The 14670-nt window shown below is 53.7% G+C and carries 21 protein-coding genes; 7 read left to right on the forward strand and 14 right to left on the reverse strand.

Annotation, left to right across the window (positions count from 1 at the left end):
* Nucleotides 1-195 precede the first annotated feature (195 nt).
* From LC417_RS13375 to LC417_RS13385, 3 genes are all read right to left on the reverse strand, one after another.
* On the reverse strand, nt 196-525 hold the full coding sequence (locus LC417_RS13375; protein WP_010670565.1) for a DHCW motif cupin fold protein: 330 nt from the start codon (nt 523-525) through the stop codon (nt 196-198).
* A gap of 33 nt (nt 526-558) precedes the next feature.
* Nucleotides 559-1251 (reverse strand): aspartate/glutamate racemase family protein, encoded by a 693-nt coding sequence (locus LC417_RS13380; protein WP_033760791.1) that lies wholly within the window; start codon nt 1249-1251, stop codon nt 559-561.
* 67 nt (nt 1252-1318) lie between these two features.
* Nucleotides 1319-2476 carry an MFS transporter gene (locus LC417_RS13385; RefSeq protein WP_223566042.1) on the reverse strand — a complete coding sequence of 386 codons (1158 nt, stop codon included), beginning with the start codon at nt 2474-2476 and terminating at the stop codon, nt 1319-1321.
* A 137-nt stretch (nt 2477-2613) separates the two neighbouring features.
* Here LC417_RS13385 and LC417_RS13390 point away from each other — a divergent pair, with 137 nt between their 5' ends.
* Nucleotides 2614-3120, forward strand: a complete 507-nt coding sequence (locus tag LC417_RS13390) for a MarR family winged helix-turn-helix transcriptional regulator (RefSeq protein ID WP_033787186.1) — start codon at nt 2614-2616, stop codon at nt 3118-3120.
* 5 nt (nt 3121-3125) lie between these two features.
* On the opposite strand, the gene LC417_RS13395 is transcribed toward LC417_RS13390, so the two are convergent.
* Nucleotides 3126-3728 carry a helix-turn-helix transcriptional regulator gene (locus LC417_RS13395; RefSeq protein ID WP_223566002.1) on the reverse strand — a complete coding sequence of 201 codons (603 nt, stop codon included), beginning with the start codon at nt 3726-3728 and terminating at the stop codon, nt 3126-3128.
* 43 nt (nt 3729-3771) lie between these two features.
* On the opposite strand from LC417_RS13395, the gene LC417_RS13400 reads away from it, so the two are divergent.
* Together LC417_RS13400 and LC417_RS13405 are read left to right on the forward strand one after the other, a co-directional pair.
* Nucleotides 3772-4467 carry a B3/4 domain-containing protein gene (locus tag LC417_RS13400; protein ID WP_223566003.1) on the forward strand — a complete coding sequence of 232 codons (696 nt, stop codon included), beginning with the start codon at nt 3772-3774 and terminating at the stop codon, nt 4465-4467.
* 115 nt (nt 4468-4582) lie between these two features.
* Complete coding sequence (locus LC417_RS13405; protein ID WP_223566004.1) at nt 4583-4903, forward strand: hypothetical protein; 321 nt, start codon at nt 4583-4585, stop codon at nt 4901-4903.
* A 334-nt stretch (nt 4904-5237) separates the two neighbouring features.
* On the opposite strand, the gene LC417_RS13410 is transcribed toward LC417_RS13405, so the two are convergent.
* Complete coding sequence (locus tag LC417_RS13410) at nt 5238-5891, reverse strand: hypothetical protein (RefSeq protein WP_010670572.1); 654 nt, start codon at nt 5889-5891, stop codon at nt 5238-5240.
* Between the two features lie 17 nt (nt 5892-5908).
* Nucleotides 5909-6241: a hypothetical protein gene (locus tag LC417_RS13415; RefSeq protein WP_138919669.1), complete on the reverse strand. Its 333-nt coding sequence runs from the start codon at nt 6239-6241 to the stop codon at nt 5909-5911.
* Nucleotides 6242-6306: 65 nt separating this feature from the next.
* On the opposite strand from LC417_RS13415, the gene LC417_RS13420 reads away from it, so the two are divergent.
* Nucleotides 6307-6684 carry a RidA family protein gene (locus LC417_RS13420; protein WP_223566005.1) on the forward strand — a complete coding sequence of 126 codons (378 nt, stop codon included), beginning with the start codon at nt 6307-6309 and terminating at the stop codon, nt 6682-6684.
* A 25-nt stretch (nt 6685-6709) separates the two neighbouring features.
* Here LC417_RS13420 and LC417_RS13425 read toward each other — a convergent pair whose 3' ends face one another.
* Genes LC417_RS13425 through LC417_RS13435 form a run of 3 tightly spaced genes read right to left on the reverse strand, consistent with a single transcriptional unit; the run spans nt 6710 to nt 7928 of the window.
* Nucleotides 6710-7237, reverse strand: coding sequence for a DUF4865 family protein (locus LC417_RS13425; RefSeq protein ID WP_089414712.1), 528 nt, complete (start codon nt 7235-7237; stop codon nt 6710-6712).
* Complete coding sequence (locus tag LC417_RS13430; protein WP_223566006.1) at nt 7234-7623, reverse strand: tautomerase family protein; 390 nt, start codon at nt 7621-7623, stop codon at nt 7234-7236. Before LC417_RS13430 ends, LC417_RS13425 begins: the two co-directional genes overlap by 4 nt.
* The gene (locus LC417_RS13435) at nt 7623-7928 is read right to left on the reverse strand and encodes a carboxymuconolactone decarboxylase family protein (RefSeq protein WP_010246860.1); all 306 of its coding nucleotides are present in this window, start codon (nt 7926-7928) and stop codon (nt 7623-7625) included. The genes LC417_RS13430 and LC417_RS13435 overlap by 1 nt, the downstream gene beginning before the upstream one ends.
* Before the next feature lie 96 nt (nt 7929-8024).
* Here LC417_RS13435 and LC417_RS13440 point away from each other — a divergent pair, with 96 nt between their 5' ends.
* Nucleotides 8025-8906, forward strand: a complete 882-nt coding sequence (locus LC417_RS13440) for a LysR substrate-binding domain-containing protein (protein WP_187508022.1) — start codon at nt 8025-8027, stop codon at nt 8904-8906.
* On the opposite strand, the gene LC417_RS13445 is transcribed toward LC417_RS13440, so the two are convergent.
* The 3 genes from LC417_RS13445 to LC417_RS13450 form a co-directional block, all read right to left on the reverse strand.
* Entirely contained in the window at nt 8893-9459 is a 567-nt protein-coding gene (locus tag LC417_RS13445) for a TetR/AcrR family transcriptional regulator (RefSeq protein WP_187508023.1), read from the reverse strand. The two genes, LC417_RS13440 and LC417_RS13445, sit on opposite strands and share 14 nt — an antisense overlap.
* Nucleotides 9460-9586: 127 nt before the next feature.
* Nucleotides 9587-9718: a hypothetical protein gene (locus LC417_RS22425; protein ID WP_010670579.1), complete on the reverse strand. Its 132-nt coding sequence runs from the start codon at nt 9716-9718 to the stop codon at nt 9587-9589.
* Nucleotides 9719-9861: 143 nt separating this feature from the next.
* A complete protein-coding gene (locus LC417_RS13450) occupies nt 9862-10410 on the reverse strand; it encodes a GNAT family N-acetyltransferase (protein WP_182500543.1) in 549 nt (182 codons plus the stop codon).
* A 410-nt stretch (nt 10411-10820) separates the two neighbouring features.
* On the opposite strand from LC417_RS13450, the gene LC417_RS13455 reads away from it, so the two are divergent.
* On the forward strand, nt 10821-11438 hold the full coding sequence (locus LC417_RS13455; protein WP_010246855.1) for a pyridoxamine 5'-phosphate oxidase family protein: 618 nt from the start codon (nt 10821-10823) through the stop codon (nt 11436-11438).
* 123 nt (nt 11439-11561) lie between these two features.
* Here LC417_RS13455 and LC417_RS13460 read toward each other — a convergent pair whose 3' ends face one another.
* Together LC417_RS13460 and LC417_RS13465 are read right to left on the reverse strand one after the other, a co-directional pair.
* On the reverse strand, nt 11562-11954 hold the full coding sequence (locus LC417_RS13460) for a VOC family protein (RefSeq protein ID WP_223566043.1): 393 nt from the start codon (nt 11952-11954) through the stop codon (nt 11562-11564).
* A 169-nt stretch (nt 11955-12123) separates the two neighbouring features.
* Entirely contained in the window at nt 12124-13131 is a 1008-nt protein-coding gene (locus LC417_RS13465) for a hypothetical protein (RefSeq protein ID WP_062759005.1), read from the reverse strand.
* A 309-nt stretch (nt 13132-13440) separates the two neighbouring features.
* Here LC417_RS13465 and LC417_RS13470 point away from each other — a divergent pair, with 309 nt between their 5' ends.
* On the forward strand, nt 13441-14631 hold the full coding sequence (locus LC417_RS13470) for an MFS transporter (protein ID WP_223566007.1): 1191 nt from the start codon (nt 13441-13443) through the stop codon (nt 14629-14631).
* Nucleotides 14632-14670 lie beyond the last annotated feature (39 nt).

The following is a 14670-nucleotide window of genomic DNA, read 5'->3' on the forward strand; positions in this document are numbered from 1 at the left end:
GGTGAATGCAAAACGTTCTTATAAGGCTTCCAGCATACAGCCTGATGGAAATTATTCCTGTCAGAACCAGATAACTCTGATGAAATAAGCCATTAATTTTGCTGATTTTTATAAAGCTGATTCAGTTTACTTTTAAAAGTGTCAACGACGCGATGATTCACCAGCAGGTGATCACCAGAGAGGCTGATGGTGAACTCAGTCAACGATGAAGAGTTGCGCGCCTGTGGACGTAAAGGAGCGATGTGGTTCAGCATCGTCCGCCACCTGATAGCTGACGCCCGGTGTCAGCACGAAACGGCGACCATCTGCCAGTTCAGTGTGCAACTCACCCGCCATGCACAGCAAAATATGGCCCTTTGTGCACCAGTGATCGGCGACATAGCCTGGTGAATAGTCGACCATCCGCACCCGGATATCGTTAAACTTCACGGTTCGCCAGGTCGCCTGCCCCTGGTCGCCGGGATGAATCGTCTCTTCAATCTGATCCCACTGGGTCAGGCCAAACGGCAGATTTTCAATTTTCATGCGATTCCCTCAAGGCTAAGTGCAGGATAAACGTCAGGCCAGAGCCTGGGTAACGGCCTCTTCCGCGTGGATAAGCGTGGTATCAAACAGTGGCACGCTGGCATCCGTGGCATCCACCAGCAGTGTGATTTCGGTGCAGCCGAGAATAATGGCCTCCGCGCCCTGCGCGACCAGCTGCTGCATGATCTCCCCATAACGGCGACGCGACGCGGGATTGATCTCGCCCAGACAGAGTTCGTGGTAAATCACCTCATGCACAAAAATCCGATCCTCTCTATCCGGCGTGATCACCTCAAGACCAAACTGCTGCTGAAGTCGCCCGCGATAGAAATCCTGTTCCATGGTGAATCGCGTCGCCAGTAATCCGACCTTACGCACCCCGGCCTGCTGAATGCGTCTTCCGGTGGCGTCGGCGATATGCAGCAGCGGGATGCCCGTTGCGGCGCTGATTTGTGCTGCCACTTTATGCATGGTGTTGGTACAGAGTACGATGAACTGCGCGCCAGCCCGTTCCAGATTGCGTGCCGCTTCAGCCAGTATCTCTCCCGCCTGCTGCCACTCGCCCGCGGCCTGTAGCTGCTCAATGCGCTGAAAATCCACGCTATAGAGCACCAGCTCCGCCGAGTGCAGGCCGCCCAGCCGCTGTTTAACCTGCTGATTGAGAATACGGTAATAAAGCGCGGTAGACTCCCACGACATACCTCCTAACAGACCAATGACTTTCACAATGCACTCCGGGTTCAGGGGTTTTATTCCAGCATGCCAGATCGACATTGATCGGCAACGGCTTTGTTCAGTTGATACTGTTCTGAGGTCTGAAGCGTCGGGCAATCACCATCAACAGCACCACGCCAGCGCTCATGATCAGCCAGGCCTGGGTCATTGACGTGCCGCTATCACGCACCCAGCCTGCCAGCAGCGGCATCAGAGCCGCAATCAGATATCCGCCTCCCTGCACGCGTGACAGCAGAATGCCCGCCTCTCTGGCACTGCGCGCATGATCCAGCGTGACGATCAGCGACAGCGGAAAGAGCGCACCGATGCCCGTACCCAGTAACAGTGAAGAGAGTATCGGCATCGTGCCCGGGTAAAAGACCAGACTCAGCAGCCCCAGCAGCAACAGGGCCAGCACACCGAGCAGCAGCGGACGGCGATCGGGAAAGCGATGTAACGTCGCCGAGACAATGAATCCTGCCACCACTTCGGTTAACGTCAGCGCGGCGAGCAGATAGCCACTGTGGCGAGCACTCCAGCCCAGTTGAATATAGAATGGCGGCAGCCAGGCCAGCACTAACGTATAAGCACCCGTGCCAATGCCGAAAAAGAGCATCAGCAACAGGGTACGCCGCACAGGCAGCGTCGCTGCATCAGAGGCCACGCTCACCTGCGGCGATCGCCTGACTAAAGTCAGCCAGATCAGCAGTGTTACCAGCGTTAACCCGCCGGAAAGCGCCAGCGCGGGTTGCAGGCCCAGCCATGAAAACAGCGGGTCAGCACCGGCAGCAGTCAGTGCCGCGCCCGCCATAATGCCCGTGCTGAACAGCGCCATCAGCGTCGCCGCTGCCTCAGCAAAGCGTTGCCGGATCAGAGCGGGCATCAGCGCCTGTATCACGCCAATCCCTGCGCCCCCCGCCAGCGCGGTGAGCAGCAGCTGAGAGGGAGTAAGCGTAACCCCGCGCCACAGGCAGGCGACCGTCAGACAGAGCAAACCGGCGGCGATTCCCTTTACCGGCCCGATGCGGGCGATCAGCCACGGGCCAGAGAGTGCGGCCAGGCCCATCATCGCCACCGGCAACGTGGTCAGCAGACTGAACGTCGTCGACGACAACCCGGCCTGCAGTTGCAACACCGGGAACAGCGGGCCGATAATCGCCAGCATAGGGCGCAGATTCAGCCCGATAAGAAAAGCGATCACGGCAAACAGAATGGGGAACAACACCTTATTTTTCATCATCGACGCCTTAACAGAGGATTGACGATGACAGCAACGGGCTGCCACCATTTATCTTAACGTTAAGATAAATTCCCCCCGGTGTTAAGAGGCTGCGCACAACCCGACAACATAACCACAATATTTAAAGGTGATTTATGCATGACCATATTGATTTCGTTGTCAGTCAGTGGGACGACGCAATGCCCGATCTCGACGCCTCTTCAATGCGGATCTTCGGCAGGGTGCTGCGTCTGATGAAACATCTGGCGAAAGCGCGCAGTCAGGCACTGGAGCCTTTTGGTTTTCAGGAGGGGGAATTTGATGTGCTGGCGACATTGCGACGGGCGGGATCGCCTTTTCGCCTGTCGCCCACCCAGCTCTACCAGGCGCTGCTGGTGACATCCGGTGCGATGACAAACCGTCTGAACCGTCTGGAGCAGCAGCATCTGATTGAGCGTATTGCCGCGCCAGAGGATAAGCGCAGCATGCTGGTCGGGCTGACGCCCCACGGGCAGCAGCAAATAGAGCATGCACTCCGCGTCCATACCGCTACGCAGGAGGCGCTGCTGGCCCCGCTTGGCGCTTCAGAGCGTGCCGAACTGGAAAATTTGCTGAAAACGCTGCTGCTGGCGTGTCCAGGCGAAGCGACAGCCGCAGAATAACGCCGTCAGCGCTGCAGTTCGGCCACCGTCATGGTGAAGATAACCGGCAGGTGATCGGCGCTGGCATAGGCATGCGGCATATCGGTTCGCGCTACGGCTGCACAGCCCTGCTGCACCACCAGGGTCTGCTCACCCACCGTTAAGGCGAGCGAGCCCTGCTCGACATGCAACAGTTCGAGTGTGCCTGAGGAGTGACCGGCAGAACGGAAAGCTTCGCCCGCAAACATCTGCCAGCGCCAGAGCTCGATCATATCCGGCCCACGGGTTCCCGCCAGCAGCTGCGCATAACCGCCCTGCTCACCCTGCCACAGCCGGGGCATTTCGCTGTTCTCAATCAGCCAGGCGTCAGGCGCATGCGAAACGTTGACGATATCTGCCACCGAGACGCCCAACGCGGCAGCCACTTTACAGAGAATGGCGATGCTGGGATTGGCGGCACCCTTTTCGATCTCCACCAGCATGCCTTTACTGACGCCAGCCCGGCGTGATAACTCATCCAGCGAGAGTTTCTGACTTTTACGCCAGCTTTTGATGCTGTCCGAAACAGCCTGATTGACACTGGCGACATCGGCACCCGCATCGGTCGTTATATTGACTTTTTTGGTCATCGGTCATTACTATGAAATAAATTAGTCACTGAGAGAGTATCCGATGTTATCTGTTCATCCGTCAATCGATCCCGCTGTTTTCGCGCTCGCTCCCGGCTTTCGTGCCATGAGTATTGTGGTGGAAACCACACCGATTACCCGACCAGACGTTGCCAGCGAAGCATTGAAGAGTGCATGCCAGCAGGTATTAAATGATGATGCGGCGTGGGCAGACGCGCATCTCGCCGCCTGGGCTGAGGTGTTTAAAGCCTTTGGTGCCAAAGCGAAACGTACACCCTGTTCGGCAGAAGCATTGCGTAAGCGTGTGCTGCGGGATGGCGCATTGCCTGCCATCGATCCGGTTGTCGATCTCTATAACGCCATCAGCATTCGTTATGCGCTGCCGGTCGGGGGGGAAAATATCGCGGCCTATGCTGGCGCGCCACGTCTGGTGATTGCTGACGGCAGTGAACGTTTCGATACCGTTAAAGAGGGCGAGGTGGTTTATGAGTCGCCGGAACCGGGCGAAGTGATCTGGCGCGACGATCAGGGCGTGACCTGTCGCCGCTGGAACTGGCGTCAGGGTGTAAGAACCCGACTGGATGCCAGCGCGCAGCAGATGTGGTTCATTTTGGAAAGTCTGCCCGCTATGCCGCTCTCCGCGCTGCAACAGGCCAGCGACGATCTGGTTTCGGGATTACAGCAGATGATGCCGGGTGCGCAAATCAGTACGACGCTGATTGAAGCGCCAGCAAACTGAACATTGCCTCAACCGCGGCTGAACGAGGTTAACGGTGAGCAGAAATTGTGGCAGGATACACGCCCTGCGTCTGGCCATATCTGGCTGACTTAACTGCCCACAACCGATGACTCCGATGGCTAAAGTAAAATATATCCTGCCCCTGCTGCTGATCCTCGCCCTGACCGCCTGGTGGTTTATCCCACAGGACAGTGAGGAAGATAAGGCGTATTACGTCGCGGTGTTGTGCGCGGTTGATCATGATAGTAAGCAGCCCGTCGACCGGCAGATGCAGAACGTCATTGAAGGCGGCAACTCTGATTATGCGCTGCAAAAAATCACTTATAAATCGGGGCTGGGCAGCAGCGTGATTGCTCGCTGGCAGCAACTGACACCTGATGAGCAACAGCACGCCGTGCAGGATAACCTCGCCTGCCAGCAATTGCTGAAACGCTGATTTCTGACGGGCGTGTTCATATCGTTATTCATATGATTTCGCGCTGGCTACGTATGATTGAATTTAAGCCTGAGTCCGCTCAGGTCTTTCTAAAGGCCTGATCAGCCTTAAATCCCCGCGTTGGGGTTACTGATTTGGCCGTTCAGGTAAAATCTTACCGATTAAACAGACAACCAAAACTGACAATCCAATCGCTATAAAACGCTCATGCCAGGTTTCATAGTGAAAGAACCAGTAGCAGCACAGTAAGAGCAATAGACCGCCTACAATTGCGCCTGAAGCTTCTATGAGGCTATATAGGATGCGTTTACCTAAGCTCAGCCTGGAAGGCTTATTATTTCGCATTAGCATTGATCTCTTTTTCTACCATTTCTATAATCTTTTCAAACGCTTGTTGCCCCTGCGTGCGCTTCACATTCAACGCTTCAACAAACGGGTTTAGAGCTGGCTCTACTAAAAAGTAAAGTAAGTCATAGTTTCGCGTTCGTAAGGCGTTATAAACTTCAGGATTGTTTTTCAGCAACTTCTCAGAGGTATAGATACATCTCTCTGTCATGCCGCCAATCAATAAGGCATTACCGATCAAGCCACCTCTGACCGCAACAAGAAACGAGCTACGTTGCGCAATCGTAGTGGCTAATCTTCCTGCTATAAGTGAGTTGGTAAGCGTCCGACCAGCAACTGAAGCCATTGTTTTGCTATAAATAGCGTTCTGCCTGAGTTCTGGCACGTTCCTGTTGAAAATATTGAGCACGGTCTCAATAGTTTTCATGAAATGGTGATTTTCAAGAATGCCGTGCCGGATGGCCCCGACCATCCTGATTTTTTCTGTCTCGCGTTGATAGCGGCTGTCTGTATCAAGGAAGCCATAAGCTAAATAGCCTATGTCTGTAGGCACAGAAAGGACACCATGAACGAAACCTATAGCAGATTCAGGTGATATGATGATTTTAGCAATACGCTTCGCAATCTCACTGTAGCTACGCATAAATGAATCCTTTCGCTTTATGTCAGGCGTTTTTTTACCCGATAGTATTCTCTTGCTCCTTCTACAAGCTGTTCAACCTGTAGTGCTGCGCTGACCTGATTAGCTTCTTCAACATTAAGGCTATCTACCTTGATGTTCACTATAGATGGAAGATGCCAATGATTATTTTTATCATGAATTGCCAGCTTATCAATCTTGCTGATGCTAACAGCACTAACAAGATTGAAGAAGTAAGTACTGTATCTTTTAAAGCATGTTTTAAAGTTAAGATGCATCAAGCCGCTGCGAATATTAATCACTCCCTCTTGCTTAAAGGCTTCCCGAACATGCTCTTTATCTAAAGCATCCATCAACCCGCTATCGACTCTCGGCCTGCTTTAATGCCAGTAGCCTGAATCACTTAAAAGAGAAAAATATGACGATGCCAGAACGCAAAAATTACCCGCAACTGGGCGAAGTAAAAGCGCCTTATGTCCACGCAGTGAAGCATGGCGCGACGCTGTATGTCTCAGGACTGACCGCTTTCGGTACGGCGGCTCAGCAGGGAGATATGGCTGAACAGGCAGAAGCCATTTTTAATCAACTCAGGGCGGTTGCCGCGGCTGAGCATACGTCGCTCGCAGCGCTGCTGAAGGTCACGATATTCATCACCTCTTTCACAGAGATCACCGCGCTGCGGGAAGTGCTTTATCGCAACTACGGCGAGCATCTGCCCGCCAGCTCGCTGGTACAGGTCAGCGGACTTTTCTCCGCTGACCTGCGCTTAGAGATAGAAGCCATTTTTGCCCTGTGAGTAGAAAGCAGCGACATTCCCGATGCTAGAGTTGCAGATCCGCGGCGGCTGCACCCCGTGCCAGATAACCGATCCGATAGACTTCCTGCTCGCCAGCGGGGCGCTGGTGTGAAGCGTTAACGTCTACTCCCTGCCAGCGGCTCACATCCCAGGCGCTGATCCCTGTTGTTACCGGCAGTGTCGTAAGGTCTGAATGCGGTGGAATCGTCCAGCGGTTCAGCGTTATAAAGCGGGCATCGGCCAGATCCTGCATGTGGGTCTGCCCCTCAAGCGCCAGCCAGCTTTCGATGATCGGCCAGCCAAAATCCCTGACCAGCGTCGCAAAGCCAGGACTTTGCAGGAAACGCTGCATGCCACTCGCCTCCCGCCAGAAATAGAGCGGCGCATAACGGTTTTCATTCTGTCCGTCATCATCACGGCAGGTGTAGAGATACGCCTTGGCCACCAGCCCTGGAAAGCCATCAAGCCGGGAACCGTTAAGACTGATGCGCTGTTCGATGATGCCCATGTCGTAGTCAGCAGGCAGGGTAAAACGGTAGTGCATGATAATCATAACGCCTCCTGTGCCAGCATCCGGCCGCCGCTAAAGCTCCACTCTTCGGTGCTGTTAAACTGAATAATGATCATCACGTCGTCAGGATCGATCGCCATCTCCGCCTGAAGCGTCGTACAAAGTGAATGATAAAACCGTTGCTTCTGTTGCCGGGTTCGCGGTCGGCCTGCCGTCACCTGAAACAGCACGAAATTGTCGCTACGCCCGCCGCTGAGATAGTGACGATCAAATACCCGCTGTCCGGCGGGCAGCATCTCAATCAACTGAAAGCAATCATGCTCAGGAACGTTAAATTCAGCGACAAGCGCCTGCTGAAGCAGCGTGGAGATCTGATGCAGAGCCGCCTCGCTGTAGCCCTGACGCAGGGTAATTCGGGTAAAGGGCATCAGTGATTATCCTCCAGATAACCCAGCGCGGTGACGGCGGCGGGCCAGCCTGCGTAAAACGCCAGATGGGTGAAGCTCTCCACCAGCTCATCCTGCGTCAGCCCATTTTGTCGGGCGAAATCGATGTGCCACGGCAGCTGCTGGACCCGCCCCAGCGCGGTTAACGTTGCCAGCGTCAGCAGGCTGCGTTCACGCGGTGACAGCAGTTCGCGCTGCCAGATATCGCCAAACAGCACCTGCTGTGTCAGTTCGGCCAGTTTTGGCGCGCGCTGCGCCAGTGTTTCCCGATCAAGCGATTTTTTCATTGCACACTCCTCAGTGGTGAGACAGAGTGTCACTCAGGCCTTCAATCCTGAAAATCAAATTAATCAGCTCTTACCATCCATAATTACAGGACAATAATGAACAAGGTACCGGAGTCCCTCGATATGGATGCGCTGCGCAGTTTCGTCGCGGGCATTGATGCCGGCAGCTTTGCCCTGGCGGCACAGCATCTGTGTCGGTCTGCCTCGGCCGTGAGTGCGCAGCTTAAGAAACTGGAGCAGCAATGCGGCACGGCGCTGGTGATGAAAAAAGGGCGTCATGTGCAGCTGACCCGCAGCGGTGAACAGCTGATGAGTTACGCCAGACGCCTGCTGTCGCTGAACGATGAGACATTGCGGGCAGTGAAAGGCGAAGCGTTGCAGGGCGAAATACGCATCGGGATGCAGGAGGATTTTGGCGAGGCGTTGATGCCGGACATTCTCGGCGCGTTCAACCGGCAGCATCCGGAGGTGATGCTGACCGCACGCGTCGACAGAAATCTGCCGCTGCTTACGGCGCTGGCCCGTCATGAGCTGGACCTGGCGCTGCTGTGGCAGGCAGAGCAGCAGGCTGGCACGCAGTTAATTGGTCAGTGTCCGTTAGCCTGGATACAGCATCCGGCGTTTGATCTGGCGGGATATCTGCAGCGCGGCGAGCCGCTGCCGCTGGTGGCATTCGATGCGCCGTGTGTCATGCGATCGCGCGCCATCGAGGCGCTGGATAAGGCAGGTATTCCGTGGCGGGTAGTGTTCACCAGCCACAGTCTTAGCGGGATCTGGGCGGCATTACAGGCCGGGCTGGGCATCACCCTGCGCACCCGCGCAGGGTTGCCGGAGACGCTGGTGATTGAATCACACCGGCTGCCAATGCCCGGCTATCTGGGTATCGCGCTCGCCCGCTCCGATCAGGGTGACGATCCGGCGCGAGCACTCTTGCAGTATCTGATCACGCAAGCCGCCCTGCCCTTTATTCAGCGCTGACTGCTGACTGAAATGCCCGCTGAACCAGAGACGAACAGTATTCTGCTGAGATGTCGCGGTCGCCGAACAGAATATGAAACATCACCGGCGCCACGACCACATCGATGATGCGATCAACGTCAAAGCCTGATTCGCCGCGTGCCTCGGCCCGACTTTTCAGTGTTTCAAGATGCTGATAGGTAAACCCACAGCATTTCTGGCTCGCCACTTCAGCCTGACTTCCTATCACATCAGCCAGAAGCTCACGACCGACTTTGGACGACATCTCTTCAGCATACTGCTGGATGAACGCGGTAAGATCGCCGGCCGTCGATCCGGTATCTTCCGGCTCTGCAATGGGCCGCATCCGTGCCACGGCCACATCCGCCAGCAACTGGGACAGATCGCCCCAGCGCCGATAGATCGTGGAAGGTGTCACACCTGCCTGTTCGGCGATCATCGGCACTGTAATAGCTGAACGATCAAGCGTTTCAAGCAAGCGGTTAACGGTGTTATGCACTTCCGCCTGAATACGTGCGCTGCGCCCACCCTGCCGAATCATCTCCCTCGCCATCTCTTTCTCCCGCTTTTATCAGCCTGAACGTCATGGTTAAAGCAACGAAGTTGCATTAACAGATACCGGCAGTGTACCGCATCTCAGGCTGAGCAGGCGCTAATGTGTGCTATCGGAGGATTGAGAATCAAGGCTGCAGCTTACTCAGGACAGATTTAACCGGCTCGGCGGTGAGATGTGACGAACGGTTATCTGATGCGCCTATCCATAAAAGACTGACTGCCATAACTGCTGAAATAAAAATTGTACGAATATCCATAAAGCCTCCCCCTGATTAAGATGGCTAAAGTAATCCACACAGCGGAGTATTAATCGCGGGATAAGAGAGGGTTTAAAGGGACCTGGTGCGAAAAGGTGGCGCAGATTTCGCCACGCCTGAATCACAAACGGGAAAGATCAAACTTATTCGGTAACGATGTTGCCAGCCGCAAGCCAGTCACGTCGTGTAAGGGTGTACATCAGGCTGGGAGGCAACCCCTCAGGATCGTCGACCTTTTTCAAAAAGGTCAGGCCCGCTTTTTCCAGTACCCGCCGCGAAGCCAGATGGTTTTCGCGCGTCACACCCGTAATGATGCTCAGCCCGGCCTCTTCGAATCCGTAGCGAATGGCTCTGCGGGAAAGCTCGGTAGCATACCCTTTTCCCCAGGCAGCAGGCTCAAACCGGTAACCGAGATTATTCGTCTGACGACCGTCAAACTGGCTTCTGAAAACACCGCCAAAACCAATGATTTTATCCGGATGGGCTTTCTCAAATATCGTCCAGTCGCCAAAACCCTGTTCCTGGTAGCTCTGTAATATGCGCTCCATGGCCTGAATAGCATGCGTTCTGTCGGGCCATGGACCTCGCGGGTTAAATTTATGCGTTTTGGGGTCGCCATAGATTCTGAAGAGGTCGTCAAGATCCTCACGAAGAGTATATCTGTAGAGCAGCCGCTCTGATTCCCAAACCATCCTGCGCTCCTTTTGGGTGCTGAATAAGCAATCTTTACTCTTTATATCAGCAACTTCTGCTGTCACCAACTCTGTTAATACTCTTAACGAACGGTGGCTAATTTCAGTGCACAAGCCGCGGTTTTCGTGCTCATCTGATTGCAGAATATGGATCTCTCATCAGAGGCTGTCACTACGTTGTGTTGTGCTTCTGATATTGGTAAAGGGTGGAAAGAGGTTGCCGCCCCAGGTAATAAGCTGTTTTAGCGGCGGGAAGACGGATTCACCTGGGGCGATTGCCATAAAGGGTGGCGCACGGGTTCTGAATACGCTGCATGGGTGTTAAAGTGCTGCTTAAACTGGCGCGTCGGGTCTGTGTAGTTTCACCTTCAGCGTTATGAGGATCTGAATAGTGAAAGGAAAGTGCAAAAATGTCTGAACAGAGCAGCATTATCACTGAACTTACCGAACTTGAAGGTCTTTACGGCACGGTCGCCCGGCCCTCTGTCGCTAAAGAAACCGATCATATTCATCCCGCCTATCGTCCGTTTATCGCCGCCTCGCCTTTTGTGGCGCTGGCAACGTCGGGGCCTGAGGGACTGGATGTTTCACCGCGCGGCGATCCGGCCGGATTTATCGAAATCGAAGATGACAAGACCCTGTTATTACCCGACAGACGCGGCAATAACCGCATCGACAGCCTGCGCAACATTCTGCATGACAATCGGGTAGCGCTGCTTTTTCTCATCCCTGGCATTGGCGAGACGTTGCGCGTGAACGGCACAGCAGCGATCAGCACCGACCCGGCGCTGCTTGAGCGCTTTGCTATCAACAATCAGCTGCCAAAAACCGTATTGCGCATCACTGTGGAGAGCGTTTTCTTTCAGTGCAGCCGGGCGATTATTCGCTCCGGCTTATGGGATGCCGAAACGCAGATCTCACGGCAGTCGCTGCCCAGCACCGGTTCCATCCTCAAACAGATTGCAGAGATTGATGGCGATGCCTACGACAAAGCGCTGCCTGAGCGATTGAAGAACTCACTTTACTAATCGCCGTTCAGGGCCTGGAGGCTTAACTTCCTCCAGCGTGCTGATGAGTGAAGTACTTATACTTTCGGAACGGAGATCACAGTGCGCCTGCAGTCACGCCTCTAAGCGCAAACTGCGATAGCGTTACGCAAAGCTCTCCAGTATCTGCTTTGCAGGCAGGTAGTCGTAAGAGGTCACTTCAATTTTATTATTACTTAGATCGCTGAAATAGACGGACATCGACACGTCGTGGTCACTGACGCTGAAAGGGATTTTATTCTTACGGAGTACAGGCATAAGTTCGTTGAAAGATAATGCTGCCACCCCGAAAGCCACCGTATGGCCTGGTGGCTGAGATTTTCGCAGGAAAAGAGAGAGTGATGCCCTGTTATTTCTTATGACCAGCGGCCCACCCTGTTCAAACCAGAAGTACAGGGAAGGGTCGCTTTCAAAGCCCAGGATCTCGTTGTACCACTTTTCTGCCTGTTCAATATTTTCAACGTAGAGATGGATATGATCGATCTCAGCTATCTTCATCATCTGGCTCCCTGATTGTTATTAACAGTGAGACTCGCCGAAATATTATTGATAAACAACCCGAAAAGCACATGACAACATGAAATTTACCATGATTCTTTATGGCGGACAGAGATTACCCTAAAGGCTGCTGCGACAATCATATTGCTTAGCTTGTTTAATTAAAGCCTCACTTATCCTTTTTTAAGCAGACCAGTGCAAACCTTCCTCGTTCCGCTACAGATTCTGATATATCGGAAGCCAGTTGAGTGGCCATGGAAAAGGCTTCATCACATATATTTTCTAATTCTTTAATCAGCATTTCTCCGGCTATACGCCGTACCATCGGTGAGCGGTCAAGTATGGCCATCCTTAAGATATCAATAAAAGGCCTGGAAACGGCTATTGTTTTTTCATTTAAAACAGGTACACGCCGTCGTACGCCAAAGGCTTTATCAATCCACTTCCATTCCATCCCCTCGGACCAGATAATTTTGCCTTCGAACAGGCAGCGGTACGCCTTCGCACGCAGTGAGGGCTGAATGGAGGATTCAGCAATCTCAGACAGAAAATTATCTAATACTGACGTGCGTCCTGCTTGGGTAAAGACAGTTGCAGCAGGCCCCGAAGAAGTGCAGATAAGTCTTTTTTTCAGAGAGGCAGTGACGTTCTCCATTGAAATAATGTCTGTCAGTACCTCGTGTTCCTTCTCACCCGCTCTTCCCCATGAGGTCCAATAGGGAAGCGTTATAAACAAGACATCCACGATAACTTCCGGGTCAGAAGCTGCTGCGATTGAGGGAAGTGCTTCACGGGCGGCTTCTCTCACCTGAGGAACCCAATCATTTAACCTTCTGACGGCTAAGGCAAATAAAAAACTGTTGGGTGCACCAACTGATAATGTTCGTAATGCGCGTTCCCGCCGAAAACCATCTGCATGACATAAGTCCATCCACCTGAGAGAACCCACCTGCTGAATCTCAGCACCTGTCCGTTTATAACCTGATGTATAAAAAGATGAGTCAATCTGCCAGCGTATTAATCGCTCCCAGTCATCAAGACTTTTCAATGGCAGTTGTGACGTTGCAGCCACGAAAGCTGATATATCAGGCCGTATTCTCTGATAAAAAATATCGAAGGTGAGTGATTTTTTGACTGCTTCAGTAACTTCCTGTTTAAGGCTTTCCTGCAATAGCATGCGCCCTTTTCCCCAAATTAAATTTATAAAGGTTTGAGCTTATCTATAAAGTCACGGTGGCCCAAAGTCAACGTGCCTCTGCCAGCACATGAACTCCCGTCAGTAGAGGGTCAGTACATCAAATATCCTGATAAAAGGCTTGCCTCTGTCAAAAAGCAGACGTAACACCTTGAAGAGCTCTCACCGTTACAAACTCTCAGACACGCCTTCAGCCCCACCGCAATAAACGTTAAAGCAAAGATATTGCATTAAGGTTCAGATAGCCGTATACCTTATTAAAAGCTAATAATTTGCATTAAGGTGATTTCCATGAACCCCACATTGACGCCTCAGGCTGCTGCCCGCACCACGCTTTTCAGTTTTACCGGTGCGGCGCTGATCTCCGCCACCAGCAGTGCGCCAACGCCGCTCTACCCACTTTATCGCAGCCTGTTCCATTTGACGCCGACCATGCTGACGCTGATCTTTGGTGCCTATGCTTTCGCGTTACTGGCCGCGCTGCTGACGGTCGGTAAAGTGTCCGACTATACCGGCCGCCGCCCGCTGATGCTGCTGGCGCTGGCGATCAATGCGGTCGCGCTGGTGATCTTTATGTCTGCCGGTTCTGCGGCGACCTTAATCGCCGCCCGGCTGGTGCAGGGCTTTGCAACCGGTATTGCCTTACCGACCTTTGGTGCCAGCCTGATTGACGCCAGTAAAACCCGTGGGCCACTGCTGAACTCATTCACCGCCTTTCTGGGGATGACGCTGGGCACGCTGGCGGGCGGCATACTGGTCACCTTTGCGCCCTTTCCCACGGTGACGCTTTACGCGCTGCTGCTGATACTGATGCTGGTTGCCATGGCGCTGTTGCCGCTGATACCAGAAACCATTGCGCCTCAGCCGGGTGTTCTGGCCGCATTGCGACCCCAGGTCAGCATACCGCGACGCGCGCTGGGTCCGCTGTTAATGGTGACGCCGGTTAACATCGCAACCTGGATGCTGGGCGGATTTTACCTTTCACTGATGCCCTCAATGGTGGCGAACGCAACCGGCCTGACATCGCCTTTTATCGGCGGCTCGATTGTGGCGACGCTGATGCTGAGCGCAACGGCAGCAGTATTTCTCTTTCGCCCGTTACCGCCTGCGCGGGCATTAGTTATCGGTACGCTGATGCTGATAGCGGGCGTCAGCGTCACGCTTGCGGGCCTTTCTCTGCACAGCGTGGCCTGGCTCTATCTCGGCACTGCCATTGCGGGTCAGGGATTTGGATCGATTTTCTCCAGCGTGCTGAAGATCATTATGCAGTTAGCTGAAAGTCATGAACGCGCCGGACTGTTCTCCGCCTTTTTGATCAAAAGCTATCTCGCCTTTGCCCTCCCTGCGATTGCCGCCGGAATGGCAGCGCCGCATATCGGGCTGAACCATACCGCCTGGTTCTATGGCATGACCATCATCGTGCTGGCACTGGTGTCGCTGCTGGCGATCAGAGGTCGCGCTTTAGCCGGAGCGGCCAGTTAATAAACGCGCCCGACGCGGCCAGATATCTGCCGCGTCATC

The sequence above is a fragment of the Pantoea sp. OVA07A genome, from assembly GCF_019969975.1.
Taxonomy (GTDB): Bacteria; Pseudomonadota; Gammaproteobacteria; order Enterobacterales; family Enterobacteriaceae; genus Pantoea; species Pantoea agglomerans.

Coding starts and splice junctions, on each gene's coding strand:
- LC417_RS13375 (WP_010670565.1), bottom strand. CDS start 525: ATGAAAATTGAAAATCTGCCGTTTGGCCTGACCCAGTGGGATCAGATT.
- LC417_RS13385 (WP_223566042.1), bottom strand. CDS start 2,476: ATGAAAAATAAGGTGTTGTTCCCCATTCTGTTTGCCGTGATCGCTTTT.
- LC417_RS13390 (WP_033787186.1), top strand. CDS start 2,614: ATGCATGACCATATTGATTTCGTTGTCAGTCAGTGGGACGACGCAATG.
- LC417_RS13395 (WP_223566002.1), bottom strand. CDS start 3,728: ATGACCAAAAAAGTCAATATAACGACCGATGCGGGTGCCGATGTCGCC.
- LC417_RS13400 (WP_223566003.1), top strand. CDS start 3,772: ATGTTATCTGTTCATCCGTCAATCGATCCCGCTGTTTTCGCGCTCGCT.
- LC417_RS13405 (WP_223566004.1), top strand. CDS start 4,583: ATGGCTAAAGTAAAATATATCCTGCCCCTGCTGCTGATCCTCGCCCTG.
- LC417_RS13410 (WP_010670572.1), bottom strand. CDS start 5,891: ATGCGTAGCTACAGTGAGATTGCGAAGCGTATTGCTAAAATCATCATA.
- LC417_RS13415 (WP_138919669.1), bottom strand. CDS start 6,241: ATGGATGCTTTAGATAAAGAGCATGTTCGGGAAGCCTTTAAGCAAGAG.
- LC417_RS13420 (WP_223566005.1), top strand. CDS start 6,307: ATGACGATGCCAGAACGCAAAAATTACCCGCAACTGGGCGAAGTAAAA.
- LC417_RS13425 (WP_089414712.1), bottom strand. CDS start 7,237: ATGATTATCATGCACTACCGTTTTACCCTGCCTGCTGACTACGACATG.
- LC417_RS13430 (WP_223566006.1), bottom strand. CDS start 7,623: ATGCCCTTTACCCGAATTACCCTGCGTCAGGGCTACAGCGAGGCGGCT.
- LC417_RS13435 (WP_010246860.1), bottom strand. CDS start 7,928: ATGAAAAAATCGCTTGATCGGGAAACACTGGCGCAGCGCGCGCCAAAA.
- LC417_RS13440 (WP_187508022.1), top strand. CDS start 8,025: ATGAACAAGGTACCGGAGTCCCTCGATATGGATGCGCTGCGCAGTTTC.
- LC417_RS13445 (WP_187508023.1), bottom strand. CDS start 9,459: ATGGCGAGGGAGATGATTCGGCAGGGTGGGCGCAGCGCACGTATTCAG.
- LC417_RS22425 (WP_010670579.1), bottom strand. CDS start 9,718: ATGGATATTCGTACAATTTTTATTTCAGCAGTTATGGCAGTCAGTCTT.
- LC417_RS13450 (WP_182500543.1), bottom strand. CDS start 10,410: ATGGTTTGGGAATCAGAGCGGCTGCTCTACAGATATACTCTTCGTGAG.
- LC417_RS13455 (WP_010246855.1), top strand. CDS start 10,821: ATGTCTGAACAGAGCAGCATTATCACTGAACTTACCGAACTTGAAGGT.
- LC417_RS13460 (WP_223566043.1), bottom strand. CDS start 11,954: ATGAAGATAGCTGAGATCGATCATATCCATCTCTACGTTGAAAATATT.
- LC417_RS13465 (WP_062759005.1), bottom strand. CDS start 13,131: ATGCTATTGCAGGAAAGCCTTAAACAGGAAGTTACTGAAGCAGTCAAA.
- LC417_RS13470 (WP_223566007.1), top strand. CDS start 13,441: ATGAACCCCACATTGACGCCTCAGGCTGCTGCCCGCACCACGCTTTTC.